Consider the following 15,574-nt stretch of genomic DNA (forward strand, 5'->3'; position numbering starts at 1 on the left):
GAAGCCTCGGTGGCGCCTCCTCCGACGCCCAAGTCAGCAATTTCCGGCGCCAGGTGAACCAGGGTCAGGAACCCCCGGGGCATGGCGCTTCTTCGGGAGCTCCGTGCGGCAGCAGTGCCTTCTCGGCCTCGGTGAGTCCTCAGCCACCGCCCGGCACAGCCGCCCGGCCACCTCACTCCCCCGCAGGTTCAGTGCCAGATACCAGCCCTCTCCCGCCACGACGATGCGCCCGTCCGACATGATGGCATCACTCCTGCCGTTCCGGGCGCTGTGGAGTTCACGGCTCCCGCCCCCTCGCGCCGCAGGAGCGGGAAGTCGAGGTGTACGGAGCCGGCGGGCGCGGCCGTGGGCACCTCGCGGAGGTCGAGTGCCCAGGCGATGGCATGGGCACAGCTGCACACAATGTCTTCGTCCACCATGAATCCGGCCCCGACCACCGCACCCGATGCGTCGCGGATCCGCACCACGGCCGACTTGCTCGCGTCCCCCACCTGGACCACCGCCATGCGCGTCGCCCTCTCCCCGTCTCCCCCTGAGGCATCGCCATGCGCACGCCACTGGACCCAGCGGCCCCTCAGGAGGAGGCTGTGCAACCCTGCCGCAACGTTGCGGGGAGTTGGCTGAGTTCACCGCACTGGCGCCGGACAGCGAAAGGCCGACACGTGACCCCATCGGACGCACCTCTCGTGGAGCTCACGCCCGCAGCCGCCGATCTGGTGCGACAGCTGCGGGAGACCCATGGACCGCTGATGTTCCATCAGTCCGGCGGTTGCTGCGACGGCAGTGCGCCCATGTGCTATCAGGACGGCGAATTCCGTACCGGAGACTCCGATGTGCTGCTGGCCTCGCTCGCCGTCGAAGGAGTCGCGGAGCGTGTTCCCTTCTGGATGTCGAGGAGTCAGTTCGAGGTGTGGGCGCACACCCGGCTGATCGTCGATGTGGTGGCGGGGCGGGGCAGCGGGTTCTCGCTGGAGGCTCCGGAGGGGGTGCGGTTCCTGATCCGTTCGCGGCTCGTCGGTGGCTGATCCGCGTGGGCCGGTCGCGGCCCCCGGGCCGTGGACAGGACCGGATCTCGACGCCCCTGTCCTGGGGACGGCGCCGGGAGCCATCGGTCCCGCATCGCCTCGGACCGTTTCGCGCCCGGGCGGCTGTCGTCCCGGTTGATCGGATCGTGCGCCTCACCCCCCGGATGATCTCCTGCCTGTCGGTACGGGCCTGGATCCGACGTGCTCCGGCCCCCTCTGTGCTCATCCGTGGAATCGGAACGTGCCACAGACAGGCGGGAGCGCGTCAGGGCTGGAGGCTGCTGACAACATTCGCCGTGGCCGTCAGTCCCTCCTGGATCGTCGGCCCCATGCTCGTACCCGCAAGGAAGAATCCGAGCATCGCGCAGACGATCGCATGCGAGGGTTTCAGTCCGCCGTTGCGGAGAAAAAGGACCGCAAGCATCAGCAGAAGCAGCACCAGTGAGATCGAAATGGCCATGGCCAACCTCCTCCGCCGCGCCGGAATGCGGCATTCGGCCGCCAGTGTGGCGCAGCGGAGGGGCCATCCGGCGGACTGGCGTGTCCGCCATCCGGGTGTTGACTGACTGTCACCTCCTCCGGCCGTACGGCCCGTCAGATGCCGCCCCGGGCACCGCTGTCCTTCGCGCGGAGGAAGAGTTCCAGCCCCGCCAGATCGTCGGTGTTGAGGTGGTCGATCCCGGCGGCCAGCAACTCGTCCCAGACGGCGTCCCGTTCGGTGCCCGCCACGTCGGGCGTGGCCCAGAAGCGCACACGCCGGCCCTCGCGATGGGCGGTGGTGACGAGGGCGCGGAGCCTGTCCCGTTCGGCGAGGGGGAAGGGGCCCGCGCCCAGCCAGCTGAAGCTCTGGGTCCAGTTGCTGCTGATGAGCGGGATGAACGAGGCGGTTGCCGCAGTGCCGAGGTCGTCGAGCCGGCCGTCGTAGAAAGCGAGGCGGGTGCGCTGCGCCTCCATGGGGACGCGGGCGGCCCGGTCGCCCGATATGACGGGGGTGACCGCGCCTGCGCGGACCCGGCCGTCGTGGTACGAGGTCAGCATCCGGCGGTAGCGCTGAAGCTGCCGGTCGAGTTCGAGGTAGGCGGCGGCGCCGTCCGTCTTGATGTCGATGAGCAGCTGCACGGGGTCGCGGTGGCCGGGGTACACGGCGCCGTGGTTGGCCCTGACCCTGGCCAGCAGCGGGTCGAGGTAGAGCGACGCGAGGGTGCGGGCGGGGTCGAGATCGGAGGCCTCGTGGGCGACGAGGAGTTCCCCGTCCACGAGAAAGATGTCTGCTTCGACGCTGGTGAACCCGTGGGAGAGCGCATCGTGGAGGGGGTGCGTATGCAGGTAGTCGTTGTGCGCGTGGGCCTGCCGGAGGGGGCGCGGGTGGTGGCGGGCGACTGCGGCGGGCTGCGCGGCCGCGGCCGACTGAAGGGGTACGGCTGCGCCTGCGGCGACCGTGGCGAGAGCGGTGGTGACGACGCGGCGGCGGGTCGGGAACGGCATGGATTCTCCCGGGATCAGGGTGCGGACCCGACGGGCGGACCCGACCGAGTATGGGTCCGGGGTACCTCCGTCGGGCAGGTACCTGCCAAGAGTTGATCCGGGCGTCGTCCGCCCGTCGACTGGTGTTCCCCGGCCCAGCCGGGGTCGTCCCACGCGGGGTGGCGCCACCACGGTTCTGGTTGCCGCCGCCGCTGCAGCTCCGCAGATTCAGCTGCACCTCGGTGCTGCCACCGGGAATGGACGGCCAGGAACCGCCCGCCCGGAACGACGAAGGGACGGGGCTGCCACGCACCCCCGCCCCACGTCCCCTTGTTCGCAAGGCCGATTCTCTACGGTGCGGGCAGCTCCATGAGCTCGGCGATGGCGTCACGGTGACGCCCCGCCGTGCCGTACGCGATCGAGTCGGCCTTGGCCCGCTTCAGATACAGATGCGCGGGGTGCTCCCACGTCATGCCGATGCCTCCGTGCAACTGGATGCACTCCTCCGCCGCACGGACCGCGACCCCGGAGCAGTACGCCTGCGCCACGGCCACCGCGAGCGGCGTGTCGGGGCTGCCGGACGCCAGGGCGTCCGCGGCATTGCGCGCGGCGGCGCGGGCCGAGACGACCTGGAGCCAGAGCTGCGCCATCCGGTGCTTGAGCGCCTGGAACGAGCCGACGGGCCGGTTGAACTGGTGCCGGTCGCGGGTGTACCGGACCGTCTCGGTCAGGCACCATTCGGCGAGACCGAGCTGCTCGGAGGCGAGCAGTCCGGCACCGGCGAGCAGCCCCCGGCGTACGGCGGGGCGCGCGGCCTCCGCGTCCGCGAGGCGGGTGCCGGTGGCCGCGGTGAGGGTGACGGTGGCCAGCGGGCGGGTCAGATCGAGCGCGACGAGCGGCTCGACGGTGACGCCCGTGGCACCGGCCTCGACCGCGTACAGGCCGTCGCTGGTCGGCACGAGCAGCAGATCGGCGGCGGCCGCGTCGGCGACCGCGGTGACGATCCCGTCCAGGGTGCCGGTCACCGCCACGGTCCCGACCTCGGCGGAGAACGGTACGGCGAGGACCGCGACCTTGCGGCCCGCCGCCAGCTCGCCGAGGAGTTCGCCGACCGGTCCGTCCTCCGTCCCCAGTGCGAGGAGCGTCTCGGTGGCGACGACCGCGCTGGTCAGATAGGGGGCGGGGGCGACGCTGCGGCCCAGCTCCTCCAGGACCACCGCAGCCTCACGATGGCTTGCACCCTGACCGCCCAGCTTCTCCGGCACGAGCAGCCCCGCGGCGCCGATGTCCGCGCCGAGGGCCTTCCAGAGCTGCGGGTCGTACGGCGTGTCGGACTCGATTCGGGCGATCACCGTCGGCGCGTCGGCCCGGTCGGCGAGCAACGACCGTACGGCGGCCCGCAGATCGTCCTCGGCCTCCGAGTAGAGCAGATCGGGCGCCACGGTCTCTTCGGTCTGTGCTGTCATCGGGACAGGTCCTTCCAGGCGACGTCCTTGTCGTTGCGCGGCTCGGCGGGCAGTCCGAGGACGCGTTCGGCGACGATGTTCAGCAGTACCTCGCTCGTACCGCCCTCGATCGAGTTGCCCTTGGACCGCAGATAGCGGTAGCCCGCATCGCGTCCGGTGAAGTCGACCAGCTCGGGGCGGCGCATGGTCCAGTCGTCGTACAACAGCCCCTCCTCGCCGCGGAGTTCGACCTCCAGGCCGCTGATCTCCTGGTTGAGACGGGCAAAGGCGAGCTTCATGCCGGAGCCCTCGGGGCCCGGCTGTCCGGCGACGAGTTGCTGGCGCAGCCGCTCGCCGGCAAGCCGGGCGACCTCGGCCTCGACCCAGAGGGTGAGCAGGCGCTGGTGGAGATCGTGGGTGCGCAGTTCGGGATGTTCGCGCCAGGTCCTGGCGACGGGGCCGATCATGCCGCCCTCGCGCGGGATGCGGGATCCACCGATCGAGACACGCTCGTTCATCAGGGTGGTCTGGGCGACCTTCCAGCCGTCGCCGACCGGTCCGAGCCGCCTGCTGTCGGGGATGCGTACGCCGGTGAGGAACACCTCGTTGAACTCGGCCTCGCCGGTGATCTGGCGCAGTGGCCGCACCTCGACGCCCGGGTCGGTCATGTCGCAGATGAAGTAGCTGATGCCACGGTGCTTGGGCAGGTCCGGGTCCGTGCGGGCGATGAGGATCGCCCAGCGGGCCACATGGGCGCTGGACGTCCAGACCTTCTGCCCGTCGACCACCCAGTCCTCGCCGTCCCGGACGGCGCGGGTGCCGAGCGCCGCCAGGTCGGATCCGGCGCCCGGCTCACTGAAGAGCTGGCACCACACCTCCTCGCCGACCCACAGGGGTCGCAGAAAGCGCTGCTTCTGCTCGTCGGTGCCGAAACCCAGGATGGTGGGGGCCGCCATGCCCAGGCCGATGCCGATGCGGCGCGGGTCGTTGTCCGGGGCGCCCGCGGCAGCGAGTTCGGCGTCGACAACGGGCTGCAGCGAGCGCGGCGCGTCGAGTCCGCCGAGCCCGGCCGGGTAGTGGACCCAGGCGAGTCCGGCGTCGAAGCGGGCCTTCAGGAAGTCGGTCCGGTCGGTGCTGGCCGGGGGGTGGGCGGCGAGCAGTTCGCGGGTGAGGCGGCGGAGTTCGGCCGCGTCGACGGTCGTCATCGGGCACCCCCCGCAAGGACGACGATCCGGCCGGTGCTCGTGCCGTCGGCGACACGCTGAACGGCGGCCGCCGCCCCGTCGAGTGCGACACGCTCGCTGATCAGTGGCTTGATGACGCCCTGTGCCGCGAGCGCGGTGAGCTCCTCGTGGCAGGCGCGCACCGCGGCCGGGTCCTTGGTGTTGTACAGACCCCAGTGGAGTCCGACGATCGAGTAGTTCTTGACGAGGGCGTGGTTGAGCGCAGGGGTGGGAATGACACCGCTCGCGAATCCGACGACGATCACCCGTCCCTCGAAGGCGATGCACTTGACGGACTTGACGTACGCGTCGCCGCCGACCGGGTCGTAGACGACATCCGCCCCGCGTCCGTCGGTGAACTCCTTGACCGCTGCGACAATGTCCTCGCTGCGCCGGTCGATGACCAGGTCGCAGCCGACCTCATGGGCGGTCTTGGCCTTCTCGGGGCCGCCGACAACACCGATGACCTTGGCCCCGACAGCCTTGCCGAGCTGGACGGCCGCGCTGCCGACTCCGCCCGCCGCAGCGTGCACGAGAAGAGTCTCGCCAGCCTGGAGGTGCGCCCTGCGGTGCAGTCCGAACCAGCCCGTCTGATAGCCGATGTGCAGGGCGGCCGCCTCGGCGTCGTCCAGGGCGTCCGGGGCCGGCAGGAGCGCCGCCTCGTCCGCGACGACGTACTCGGCGAAGCCGCCGTTCGGCAGGGCGGGAGTGGCGAGCACCCGGCGCCCGTCCGGCGTCTCACCGCAGATCTCCACGCCCGGGGTGAACGGCAGCGGCGGCCGTACCTGGTACTGGCCGCGGCAGAGCAGCGCGTCGGGGAAATTGATGTTCGCCGCGAGCACCTTGAGGAGCACCTGCCCGTCGCCTGGCGTGGGCCGGTCCGTCTCTTCGAGCCGCATCACCTCGTTCGGCTCGCCGTTCCGGTGCACTCGCCATGCCTGCATGAGGGGCCTCCACAACACTGTCGGCATTTCCACTGCTCCGGGGCATACTAAGCGGTCGCTTGCCTCTCTGGGAACAACCTGTCCCGGACCGTTTCGACCGGACCGGGACATGACTGCGCGCCCGGCATGCCCCAGGTGCTACGGGGATGCCGGGCGCGCGGTGGGCCGGAGCAGGGCCGGCCGGGGTCATGGGCCTCCGAGACGGCCCCTCCTGGTTACCGCTTCAGCCGACCACGAGCTCGGCGATCTGCGGTGCAGCGGACCCGGCCCGCCAGGCGAGACGTACCGCATCGGCCGTCCGGCCGGTCGCATTCACCCTGGTGTAGGGGCCGTCGAGCGCGCCGACGGTCCTCCAGATCCCGTCGGTCCCCCGGAGCTGGATGTCGGCGAGGGCGTCCGACCCGGCCGGCTGCAGGACGGTGACGGACCCGACGGAGCGCGCCGAGCCGAGCCCCAGCTCCAGCGCCTCACCGGCCTCGGGCGCGCGCGCCGCCCGGTAGACGGTGCCGAGGTCGCCGTCGGCCGCCGAACGCAGGGTGGATCCGGCGGCGGCGGGCGGCCCGCCGGCCACCGCACCGTCCTCCGTCTCGATGGCGAACTCGCGTACGACGAGCCAGTTCGTCTGGCCCGCGGTTGCCCGCGCCCGCACATAGCGGACCTTCGTCCCGGCGGGGGCGGTCGCGGTGACGTCCGGCTTTCCGGAGAAGGCGGTGAGCTGCTGCCAGGTCTGCCCGTCGGCGGAGTACTCCAGCACCCCGTCGTGGAGGTAGTCGCCGGTGCTTCCCGGCTTGGCCATGGCCAGGGTGATGCCACCGATCTCCCTTACGCGGCCCAGGTCGACGGTGACCTGATCGCCGGCGGCAGGCGCACCGTCGCTCCAGAAGTACGTCAAGTCGTCACCGTCGAGCATCCGGGCGACGGTGTTGGTCTGGTACGTACCAAGGCTGGTCGATGCCGTGGGCCTGCCGCTCACACCGATGATCCGGTCGTGCTCGGCGGTGGCCTTGTCGATGAATCCGTCCAGCACCCCGTTGCCGACGATGACCGGCACCTTGCGGCCGTCAAGTCCCATGTAGGTGAAGGACTTCGCCTCGGCCACCAGCGCGGGCAGCTGCTGGCGGAGCTCCCACGCCTGCGCACCCTTTCCGGCGCGGGCCGCCTCGACCATGCGCAGTGCCGTCCGGGTGGCGGTCGCCCAGGACTCGGTGGCGTCCAGCCAGGGGCCCGAGTCGTCGATGAAGCCGCGGTCCGGGAGGCTGCTGCGCAGGCGGTCCGGGGCGTTGCCCAGGTCGCGGAGCACGGACGTGAGCCGGTCCGCGTCGCCGGACTGCCAGTAGCGGGCGAACTCGCCCGCCAGGTCGGGTGCCTCCTGCTTGTTCAGGGCCGAGCTGTAGTTGATGTCGGCGAAGGCCTGCAGCGCCTTCTCGGTGCGGGCGTCGCCGCCCGCGTACTCCTTGAGCCCCCGCAGCCACGAGCCACGCTCGTTGTAGGCGGCGTCGTTCCAGGAGTAGTCCGCGACCGTGTAGAGCGAGAGCTTGGAGGCGTACGGCTGGATCATCGGGTTGGCGGTGATCCCGGCCAGTTCGCCCGGCAGCCCCTTCTCCCGGCCGTTGAACGGGCCGAGCAGCAGCCGGTTGGTGACATAGTCGTTGACCGGATAGTTGTCCCAGGTCAGGATCGGGTGGTTGAAGACCGTGCGGGCGGCCTTGGCCTGGGCGACGGTCATCGTCGGTGCGATGACGCCGACGCCCGTCCACTCGACGAGGACATTGGGGTCGAGCTGCTCGGCGAGTGCCTTCTTATAGGCCGTGGCCGAGACGTTGTAGTACTCGGTGGGCACCATCTGAAGCGGCTGGGCACCCGGGTGCGTGGCGATGAACTCCTTGTTCACCTTGTTCAGGAGATACGCCTGCGCAGCGCCCGCCGCACCGCCGCCGGTCCCCCATTTCGCCTTGTCCGCCGCACAGTTCCAGTCGGTGTAGCTGATGTCGTCGAGCGGGACCGCGAAGGTGCGAACGCCGATGTCCCAGATCGCCTGGAACTTGTCGACGAGCGCCTTCGCGTCGGCGTCGGAGCTGTAGCAGACGGAGAGTCCGGGCGAGAGGGCGTAGGTGAACTCGACGTGCCGCTGCACGGCCCGGTCGGTGAGTTCCTTGATCTGCGCCAACTGCTCCGCGGGGTACTGGTCGCGCCACTTCTCGCGGAGGTACGCGTCGTCCTTCGGCGAGTACACATAGATGTTCATCTTGTGCTCGCCGTAGTAGTCGAGCTGGTCCAGGCGGGCCTCGTGCGACCACGGGGTGCCGTAGAAGCCCTCGATGACGCCGCGCAGCGCGGTGCCCGGCCAGTCGCGTACCACAAGCCCGTCGACCTCGGCGCCGGGGTGGCTCTGCCGCGGCAGGATCTGACGGAGGGTCTGGGCGGCGTAGTACGTGCCGGTGGTGTCCTTGCCCGCGAGGACGATGCGGTCGGCGCCGACGCCGAGGACGTACCCGTCGGCAGGCAACGCGTCGGGGCCCTCGATGTGCTGGTCCGCGAGGGCGGCGGAGACACCGACGTGGACGGTGAGTCCGCTCCTGCCGGGTCTGTCGCTCCGTACGATCCGCTGCGCACCGGCGCGACGCAGCGCGGCTTCGACAACCTTCACGGAGGGCTCGTCGGAGGTGTCGCCCGTCACCAGGGTGACGGTGGGGCTGATCGTGACCCGGTCGGACCGGGTCCTGACCGACTGCGGGGTCGGGGTGATGGCCGGAGTGCTCTGGCCGGTCACGGCGTTCCCCGGGGCGTCCGGACGGCCGCTGTCGGCGGCCTGGGCGGCCGGCGCGGCGGTGAGCAGGCCGCCGACGAGCAGACTCGCGGCCGCGCCGAGCGCGGCGAGACGGGGTGGGCGAGGCGTCACATGTCCTCCATGGGTCACTCAAGTCACCAGAGTCGCGCAACACAACGAGACCGAATTCAACATCATGGCGCCAACATGTCAATGGTCTGGACAACATCAACGTCTGGACCTGCTGTTTTGTCTTTGCGAGGGGGTATCAATAGGCATGCCGGAGCACTGGTACACCCCGGGACTGGCCGCCCCGCCACCGTCCGGCGCGAGTGCGCTGCCGCCGGGCACATACGACTCCACGGTGGTCCTGGTGACCGGTGGCGGCTCGGGGCCCGGGAAGGCGATAGCGGCGGAGTTCGCCCGTCTCGGCGCGGATCTGATGATCGCGGGCCGCGGCCCGCGGGCCGGAGCGACTGCCGGCCTCGCGGGAGAAGTTGGCGGCGCTCGGGGCGGGCACGGTGACGGCCACCCTCGGCGACATCCGGGAGCCGAAACGGATCGCGGAGGGCTTCGACGCGGCAGAGGCTGCGCCGGGACTCCCGGACCCCACTCGCGCACCTGGCCCATGCCAAAAGCACGGCCGGTACGTCCTCGCCTCCACCGTCGCATCGGCGCACCGGGGCCACCAGTGGGCCGACCGCATCACCGGCCTCGCCCTACGCCCGATTCATCACCGGTCACTCGCTCGTGGTGGAGGGGCGAACCGGCAGCGGCGGTCTCTCGTCGCGCCGCCGGTGGTGCCGGTACGCGAGCAGCCGGGTCGCGGTGCCTTCACCCTCCCTCCGCCTGAAGGGAGTCAGGAGGTGCCCGGCGGATCAGGGTCGGACAGGGCGCAGAGCAGCCCTGTCCGCCGTCAAGGCGAGCAGCTCGGCGACGTTCTCTGCGGCTCCACGGCCACGAAGCCCTCACATCGGCAGGTCCCGCACCGGCCTCCGGCAACGGTGGCCGAGAATCGCCCGGTCGTTATGGCCGCGCGGCTCAGGACGCGCGCCAGCCGCTCCAACGCAGCACCGAGACTTCGACCATCGGTCCTTCGGGAGGGTGGTCGGCGTACTGCCGGTATTTCGCCGTGAGCAGGCCGACCCGGCGGGCGGCCTCGGGGAAGCGGTCCGGTGGGGGGAGCACGCGGGCCTCACCGTCGGCCCGCACCCACCACAGTCGTTCCCAGTCCTCCTCGTAGTGGTCGGTGAGCAGACAGACCGTCGGATTGGCGGCGATGTTGGCCAGACGTTTCAGCCGCGTCGTCCGTTTCGGTTTGTGGTCCACGGCCAGCATCACCGTGTCGCCGTCCAGGGCGAACACCACCGGCACCAGGTGCGGGCGGCTGTCGGTGCCGGTCGTCGCGAGGTGGGCGATGCGCGCCGCGGCGAACCGCTCACGTGCCTCAGCGCTCGTCAGAGTGGGCATCGCGCTCCTCCCCCGGCATCTCAGCGGTACCGGGCAGCCACTTCGGCCAGCCGGTCGAGGTACTCCAGCGTCTCCCGTTCGGGCATCGTCGGCACGTAGAACAGCAGCCGTTCGACGCCCAGACGGCCGTAGCCCTCGATCTGCTCGGGCTCGTCGGGAGCCGCGTACACCGTCACCGGCACCTCTCGTTCGGCACGTGCGCGCAGTCGCTCGATCTGTGGACCGAGCTCCTGCGGCGACACACTGTTGGCCAGCCACGCGTCCCCGAGCTGCGCCACCCGCGGGAACGCGCCCTCGCCGCCGCCGACGTAGATCGGCGGATGGGGACGCTGCACGGGTTTGGGCCACGCGAAGACCGGATCGAAGTTCACGAACTCGCCATGGAACTCGGCCTTCTCCGCCGTCCACAGCTCTCGCATGGCGCGCAGCCGCTCGTCGGTCAGCCGACCACGGGTCGAGGGGTCCGTGCCGTGGTTCCTCATCTCCTCACGGTTCCAGCCGACACCGATACCGAAGATCACCCGGCCGCCGGACACCAGATCGAGCGAAGCTACTTCCTTCGCGGTGATGATCGGGTCTCGCTGCGGAATCAGCGCGATGCCGGTGCCCAGCAGCAGCCGCTCGGTCACCACTCCGATCGCGGTCAGGGCCACGAAGGGGTCAAGGGTTCGGTAGTAGATCTCCGGCAGCTCACCACCGCCCGGGTAGGGCGTCTGGCGGTCGGCCGGGATATGGGAGTGCTCGGCGATGAACAACGAGTCGAAAGCACGTTCCTCGAGGGCGGTTCCGAGCGAGGTCGGGCTGATCCCCTGGTCGGTGATGAACGTTGAGACTCCGAATTTCACGGCGGCTCCGTCGAGGCTTGAGTACAGGAAGGGACGGGTGGCACAGATGTGTTGACTACCCGCCCCGGGCGATCCCGCTCCCATGACCACCCGGGAGAACCATCGCGGAGCACGATTCGGGCTTCGCAGTCCGCAAGAAAGCGTCACGGGGCGTCCGGACGCGTCTCGCAGGCCCCGCCTCTCCGGGACCCCCGGCGTGGCGCCTGCCGAGGGTCCCCGCGCGGGCGTCCGCGCGCATGTGTCCGCACGCACGGCAACGAGGTCGAGCGGATGATCAGGCGGCTCGAGATCTATCGCGCGGTCGCCACCTGTCACGCAAGGAGGGCCTGCGTCCTCCACGGCGCTGTCACGGTCGCGGAGTCCCGGTGACGACCTCGACACGTACGTGCGGTACGTCGGCGGCGAGTGCACTGAACGCCCCGGGGGCGGCGCCCGCGGGTGGCCGCGGCGACGGTCCGGCGGCGCCCGGTGCCGTGACACACGCCCACCGTTCACGCTCACCCGGCGATGCCCTGCACCCACCTTCGGGTCGAACGGTGTCGGTACGCGCCTCGCCGCGAGCGGCGAGCACCTCGGCGACCTCGCGCCGCCGCCGGACCAGGTGAGCGACAGCCACCTGTCGTCCCTTGCGTCACACCAAGATCCGGAAATACCCCCAGGGGTATAAGTGCTAATCTTGACGTGAGATACCCCCTGGGGTAAACCGTACGGAAGGAGTCATGCCGTGTTCTTCGTCGACCCCCTGGAGACCGCCGGCCTCGGCAACCGCAGTTATCTGGCGGGCGGCCGGCACTCCGCGCTCGTGGTGGACCCGCCGCGCGACATCGACCGGGTCATCGCCGCGGCAGCACGGCGCGGCGTGCGGATCGCCCTGGTCGTGGAGACACATCTGCACAACGACTACGTGACGGGCGGCCTGGACCTGGCGCGTGCCACCGGGGCCCAGTACCTGGTGCCCGCCGCCGCACCGGTCTCCTTCGACCGGGTGCCGGTCGCCGACGGGGACACCGCCCCGGTCGACGAGGGGCTGACGCTGCGCGCGATGGCCACCCCCGGACACACCCCGCACCACACCTCGTACGTACTGGAGGAGGACGGTCGCGCGGTGGCCGCCTTCACCGGCGGTTCGCTGCTGATCGGCAGCGTGGGCCGGCCCGACCTGGTGGAGCCCCGGTTGACCGCATCGCTGGCCCGCGCCCAGCACGCCTCCGCGCATCGGCTCGCCGACGAGCTCGACGACGCCGTGCCCGTGCTGCCGACCCACGGCTTCGGCAGTTTCTGTTCCTCTGCGCAGGCCGACGGGAACACCACGACGATCGGCGCCGAGCGGGCCCGTAACGACGCGCTCGTCAAGGACGTGGACACATTCGTCGCCGAGCTGCTCGCCGGGCTGGACGACGTCCCTGCCTACTACGCGCACATGGGCCCGGCCAACGCCGCGGGTCCCCGTCCGCTCGATCTGACCCCGCCCGCCCCGGCCGACGCCGAGCAGATCGCGCGGCGGCTGGCCGCAGGTGAGTGGGTGGTGGATCTGCGCAGCCGGGTGGCGTTCGCCGAGGGGCATGTCGCCGGTTCGTTCAACTTCGAGGGCGAGGGGCAGCTCGCCACCTATCTCGCCTGGCTGATCCCGTGGGGCAGGCCCGTCACCCTGCTGGCGAGCAGCGCCGCCGACGTCGCGCACGCCCAGCGCGAGCTGGCCCGGGTGGGCATCGGCCGCCCGGTGGCCGCTGCGACCGGTGACCCGCGGTCCTGGGTCCGCACGGTGGAAGAGCTGCGCTCGTTCCGCAGGTCGGACTTCGTGGGCCTGGCCGCGGCACGCGAGCGCGGCGAGCAGCCGGTGGTTCTCGATGTCCGCAGGGACACCGAACGCCGCGCAGGTGCGATAGCCGGGTCGGTGCACATTCCGGTGCACGAACTGCCCAAGCGGCTGGACGAGGTGCCGGACGGGGTCGTGTGGGTGCACTGCGCGGGCGGAATGCGGGCGGCGATCGCGGCGTCGCTGCTGGACGCCGCCGGGCGGGAGGTCGTGGCGGTCGACGACGGGTTCGGCGCGGCGGAGGCCACCGGCCTGACGCTCTCGGATCCGGCTGCCGATGCCCGCGACGGGACGACCGGCACCGCACCGGCCGCCGCCTGACCGTCGGACTCCCCGTCCCGCACTTCTGGAGCACTTCCCCATGTCTTCCCTGATGTCCTTCTTCGGGCGCGGCCCCGGCCGTGTCACCCCGGCCGAGGCCCTCCGCCGGACCGCCGATGGTGCGGCGGTTCTGCTCGACGTACGCGAAACCTCCGAGTGGAATGCCGGACACGCCCCGGGCGCCGTCCATCTGCCGCTCTCCCGGCTGGCCGCCGGGCAGTCGCTGCCTGCTTCGGCGGCAGGCCGCCCGGTGGTGGTCATCTGCCGTTCCGGCAACCGGTCCCGGCAGGCCGCCCGCATTCTCGCCGGACGCGGCACCGAGGCCGTCGATGTCACCGGCGGCATGACCGCCTGGGCGGCCGAGGGGCTGCCTGTCCGGAACCGTCACGGAGCGGCGGGCACCGTCGCATGAGCACCCTCATCCTGGCCCTGGCCGCCGGTGCCGTGGTCGGTCTGGCACTGGGCGGGCTGGGCGGCGGTGGCAGTGTCCTCGCCGTTCCCGCGCTGATCTATCTGCTCGGCTTCACCCCGGCCGCGGCCACCACCGCAGCTCTGCTGATCGTCATCGCGACCTCCCTGACCGGACTGGTCGCGCACGCCAGGGACGGTCACGTCCGCTGGCGGACCGGCGGCCTCTTCGCCGTCGCCGGCATCGTGCCGGCGGCGGTGGCCGGCGCCCTGTCGGTCCGGATTCCGGCGGGGGTACTGACAGCGGCCTTCGCGGTGCTCGCGGTGGTGGCGGCAGTGCGGATGATCCGGCCGCGGGCGCCTGCGCGGTGCGAGGCGGCTTCGCCCGGGCCGAACACCGCGGACTCCACCGACCGTACGGGCGCCGGGCGGGTCGCCCGCGCCGGGGCCGGTCTCGGCGCCGTGACCGGGTTCCTCGGGGTCGGCGGAGGATTTCTCGCGGTGCCCGCGCTGGTCACCGTCCTCGCCGTGCCCATGACGGCGGCGGTCGGCACCAGCCTGCTCGTCATCACGGTGAACTCCACGGCCGCCCTGGCCACCCGCCTCACCACGCCCACCTCGCTGGACTGGGCGGTGATCGCCCCGTTCACGGCGGCGGCGGTCCTCGGTGCGTGGGACGGGAAGCGGCTGGCCACCAAGGTGTCCACGGCCGCACTCCAGCGGATCTTCGGCGCCGCGCTGCTCGCCGTGGCCCTCTTCATGCTGGTCGATGCCGTGGCCTGAGCCACGGCATCGACCCCGGTTCCGGGCTCAGAGCCTGTCGGGTGACCTTGGATCGGATAGCGGACGCGGTCTGAAGCGTGCGTGCCAGGGCGTGGCCGCCCGATCAGAGGTCACCCGACAGGCTCTCAGGCCAGCGAGAGGAAGAGCTTCTCCAGCCGGGCGCGCATCTGGTCCCGGTCGGCCGGCTCTGCGCCGTCGTCGGCCATGCAGTGCTGAAGGCCCGTCGCAATGATCGCGAAGCCGGCCCGGTCGAGCGCGCGCGAAACGGCTGCCATCTGCGTGATGACGTCCTCGCAGTCCCGGCCCTCCTCGATCATCCTGATGATCGCGGCAAGCTGGCCCTGAGCGCGGCGAAGGCGGTTGAGTACCGACTTCAGTTCGTCGGCCGCCATGTCGATTTCCACACATCCTCCTCCGAATACCCCAAGGGGTATTCTACCCTGTCCGGGGTACGCCCCCGCGACGAAAGGAAACATCCCTCGTGACCAGCCCCGCCTCCCTCTCCCCCGCCCAGGCCGCAGCCCGGATCGCGGAGTTCACCGTCATCGACGTACGGGCTCCGGGCGAGTACGCCTCCGGGCACGTGCCCGGCGCGCTGAACATCCCGCTGGACCGTCTCGAAGAGGCGCTGCCCGCCCTCAAGGCGTCGGCGGCCCGCGGATCCCTGCTCGTGGTGTGCGCCTCCGGCGTGCGTTCCACCCGCGCCTGCGACATCCTCGCCGCGGCGGACATCGACGCCGTCACGCTGTCCGGCGGCACGTCCGCATGGGAGGGCGAGGGCCACGACCTGGACCGTCCCGCCGGCGCCCGGGCCACCTGGCCGATGGAGCGTCAGGTCCGGTTCGCCGCCGGTTCGCTCGTGGTGGCCGGTCTGCTCATGGGCCGGCGTTTCCCGGCCGCGCGCTGGCTGTCGGCCGGCGTCGGCTCCGGTCTGGTCTTCTCCGCGGTGACCAACACCTGTGGAATGGCTGCCGTCCTGTCGAAGCTGCCGCACAACCGGGCCCCGCGCTCGGCTGCGGACTTCGACGCCACGCTGGATGCCCTGCAGGGCTGAAGCGGTCCG

15 protein-coding genes and 1 pseudogene are annotated in these 15,574 nt (G+C 71.3%); 6 read left to right on the forward strand and 10 right to left on the reverse strand.

Translation table 11 applies throughout. The features are described from left to right. Positions 1-188: 188 nt before the first annotated feature. Entirely contained in the window at positions 189-506 is a 318-nt protein-coding gene (locus OG972_RS02475; RefSeq protein ID WP_266978042.1) for a hypothetical protein, read from the reverse strand. Between the two features lie 156 nt (positions 507-662). Here OG972_RS02475 and OG972_RS02480 point away from each other — a divergent pair, with 156 nt between their 5' ends. Then, positions 663-1,025, forward strand: coding sequence for a DUF779 domain-containing protein (locus OG972_RS02480; protein ID WP_266978043.1), 363 nt, complete (start codon positions 663-665; stop codon positions 1,023-1,025). 265 nt (positions 1,026-1,290) lie between these two features. On the opposite strand, the gene OG972_RS02485 is transcribed toward OG972_RS02480, so the two are convergent. The 8 genes from OG972_RS02485 to OG972_RS02520 form a co-directional block, all read right to left on the reverse strand. Beyond that, on the reverse strand, positions 1,291-1,485 hold the full coding sequence (locus tag OG972_RS02485; RefSeq protein ID WP_266978044.1) for a hypothetical protein: 195 nt from the start codon (positions 1,483-1,485) through the stop codon (positions 1,291-1,293). A gap of 134 nt (positions 1,486-1,619) precedes the next feature. Further along, entirely contained in the window at positions 1,620-2,510 is an 891-nt protein-coding gene (locus tag OG972_RS02490) for a phosphatidylinositol-specific phospholipase C/glycerophosphodiester phosphodiesterase family protein (protein WP_266978045.1), read from the reverse strand. A 329-nt stretch (positions 2,511-2,839) separates the two neighbouring features. Beyond that, on the reverse strand, positions 2,840-3,955 hold the full coding sequence (locus OG972_RS02495; RefSeq protein ID WP_266978046.1) for an acyl-CoA dehydrogenase family protein: 1,116 nt from the start codon (positions 3,953-3,955) through the stop codon (positions 2,840-2,842). Beyond that, positions 3,952-5,139: an acyl-CoA dehydrogenase family protein gene (locus OG972_RS02500; RefSeq protein ID WP_266978047.1), complete on the reverse strand. Its 1,188-nt coding sequence runs from the start codon at positions 5,137-5,139 to the stop codon at positions 3,952-3,954. Before OG972_RS02500 ends, OG972_RS02495 begins: the two co-directional genes overlap by 4 nt. Next, positions 5,136-6,101 (reverse strand): NADPH:quinone oxidoreductase family protein, encoded by a 966-nt coding sequence (locus tag OG972_RS02505; protein ID WP_266978048.1) that lies wholly within the window; start codon positions 6,099-6,101, stop codon positions 5,136-5,138. The genes OG972_RS02500 and OG972_RS02505 overlap by 4 nt, the downstream gene beginning before the upstream one ends. A gap of 223 nt (positions 6,102-6,324) precedes the next feature. Then, positions 6,325-9,000 (reverse strand): beta-N-acetylglucosaminidase domain-containing protein, encoded by a 2,676-nt coding sequence (locus OG972_RS02510; protein WP_266978049.1) that lies wholly within the window; start codon positions 8,998-9,000, stop codon positions 6,325-6,327. A 909-nt stretch (positions 9,001-9,909) separates the two neighbouring features. Next, positions 9,910-10,338 (reverse strand): TIGR03668 family PPOX class F420-dependent oxidoreductase, encoded by a 429-nt coding sequence (locus tag OG972_RS02515; protein WP_266978050.1) that lies wholly within the window; start codon positions 10,336-10,338, stop codon positions 9,910-9,912. A 20-nt stretch (positions 10,339-10,358) separates the two neighbouring features. Beyond that, entirely contained in the window at positions 10,359-11,183 is an 825-nt protein-coding gene (locus tag OG972_RS02520) for an LLM class F420-dependent oxidoreductase (protein WP_266978051.1), read from the reverse strand. Between the two features lie 255 nt (positions 11,184-11,438). Here OG972_RS02520 and OG972_RS02525 point away from each other — a divergent pair. The 4 genes and pseudogenes from OG972_RS02525 to OG972_RS02540 all read left to right on the forward strand — a co-directional run. Beyond that, a pseudogene (locus tag OG972_RS02525) lies at positions 11,439-11,552 on the forward strand (IS5/IS1182 family transposase); the annotation flags it as partial. A gap of 355 nt (positions 11,553-11,907) precedes the next feature. Continuing rightward, positions 11,908-13,320: a rhodanese-like domain-containing protein gene (locus OG972_RS02530; RefSeq protein ID WP_266978052.1), complete on the forward strand. Its 1,413-nt coding sequence runs from the start codon at positions 11,908-11,910 to the stop codon at positions 13,318-13,320. Between the two features lie 52 nt (positions 13,321-13,372). Then, positions 13,373-13,732 carry a rhodanese-like domain-containing protein gene (locus tag OG972_RS02535; RefSeq protein ID WP_266990234.1) on the forward strand — a complete coding sequence of 120 codons (360 nt, stop codon included), beginning with the start codon at positions 13,373-13,375 and terminating at the stop codon, positions 13,730-13,732. Beyond that, on the forward strand, positions 13,729-14,511 hold the full coding sequence (locus tag OG972_RS02540) for a sulfite exporter TauE/SafE family protein (protein ID WP_266978053.1): 783 nt from the start codon (positions 13,729-13,731) through the stop codon (positions 14,509-14,511). Before OG972_RS02535 ends, OG972_RS02540 begins: the two co-directional genes overlap by 4 nt. A gap of 125 nt (positions 14,512-14,636) precedes the next feature. On the opposite strand, the gene OG972_RS02545 is transcribed toward OG972_RS02540, so the two are convergent. Further along, positions 14,637-14,915, reverse strand: a complete 279-nt coding sequence (locus OG972_RS02545; protein WP_266978054.1) for a metal-sensitive transcriptional regulator — start codon at positions 14,913-14,915, stop codon at positions 14,637-14,639. A 77-nt stretch (positions 14,916-14,992) separates the two neighbouring features. Between OG972_RS02545 and OG972_RS02550 the strand changes: the two genes are divergently transcribed. Continuing rightward, a complete protein-coding gene (locus tag OG972_RS02550) occupies positions 14,993-15,565 on the forward strand; it encodes a rhodanese-like domain-containing protein (RefSeq protein ID WP_266978055.1) in 573 nt (190 codons plus the stop codon). The last annotated feature ends 9 nt before the right edge of the window (positions 15,566-15,574 follow it).

The sequence above is a fragment of the Streptomyces sp. NBC_01669 genome, assembly GCF_026339735.1.
Taxonomy (GTDB): Bacteria; Actinomycetota; Actinomycetes; order Streptomycetales; family Streptomycetaceae; genus Streptomyces; species Streptomyces yanii.

Bases quoted from the DNA above. Each gene is read 5' to 3' on its own strand.
- OG972_RS02500 (WP_266978047.1), bottom strand. From the start codon at position 5,139: ATGACGACCGTCGACGCGGCCGAACTCCGCCGCCTCACCCGCGAACTG.
- OG972_RS02495 (WP_266978046.1), bottom strand. From the start codon at position 3,955: ATGACAGCACAGACCGAAGAGACCGTGGCGCCCGATCTGCTCTACTCG.
- OG972_RS02505 (WP_266978048.1), bottom strand. From the start codon at position 6,101: ATGCAGGCATGGCGAGTGCACCGGAACGGCGAGCCGAACGAGGTGATG.
- OG972_RS02515 (WP_266978050.1), bottom strand. From the start codon at position 10,338: ATGCCCACTCTGACGAGCGCTGAGGCACGTGAGCGGTTCGCCGCGGCG.
- OG972_RS02490 (WP_266978045.1), bottom strand. From the start codon at position 2,510: ATGCCGTTCCCGACCCGCCGCCGCGTCGTCACCACCGCTCTCGCCACG.
- OG972_RS02485 (WP_266978044.1), bottom strand. From the start codon at position 1,485: ATGGCCATTTCGATCTCACTGGTGCTGCTTCTGCTGATGCTTGCGGTC.
- OG972_RS02475 (WP_266978042.1), bottom strand. From the start codon at position 506: ATGGCGGTGGTCCAGGTGGGGGACGCGAGCAAGTCGGCCGTGGTGCGG.
- OG972_RS02535 (WP_266990234.1), top strand. From the start codon at position 13,373: ATGTCCTTCTTCGGGCGCGGCCCCGGCCGTGTCACCCCGGCCGAGGCC.
- OG972_RS02540 (WP_266978053.1), top strand. From the start codon at position 13,729: ATGAGCACCCTCATCCTGGCCCTGGCCGCCGGTGCCGTGGTCGGTCTG.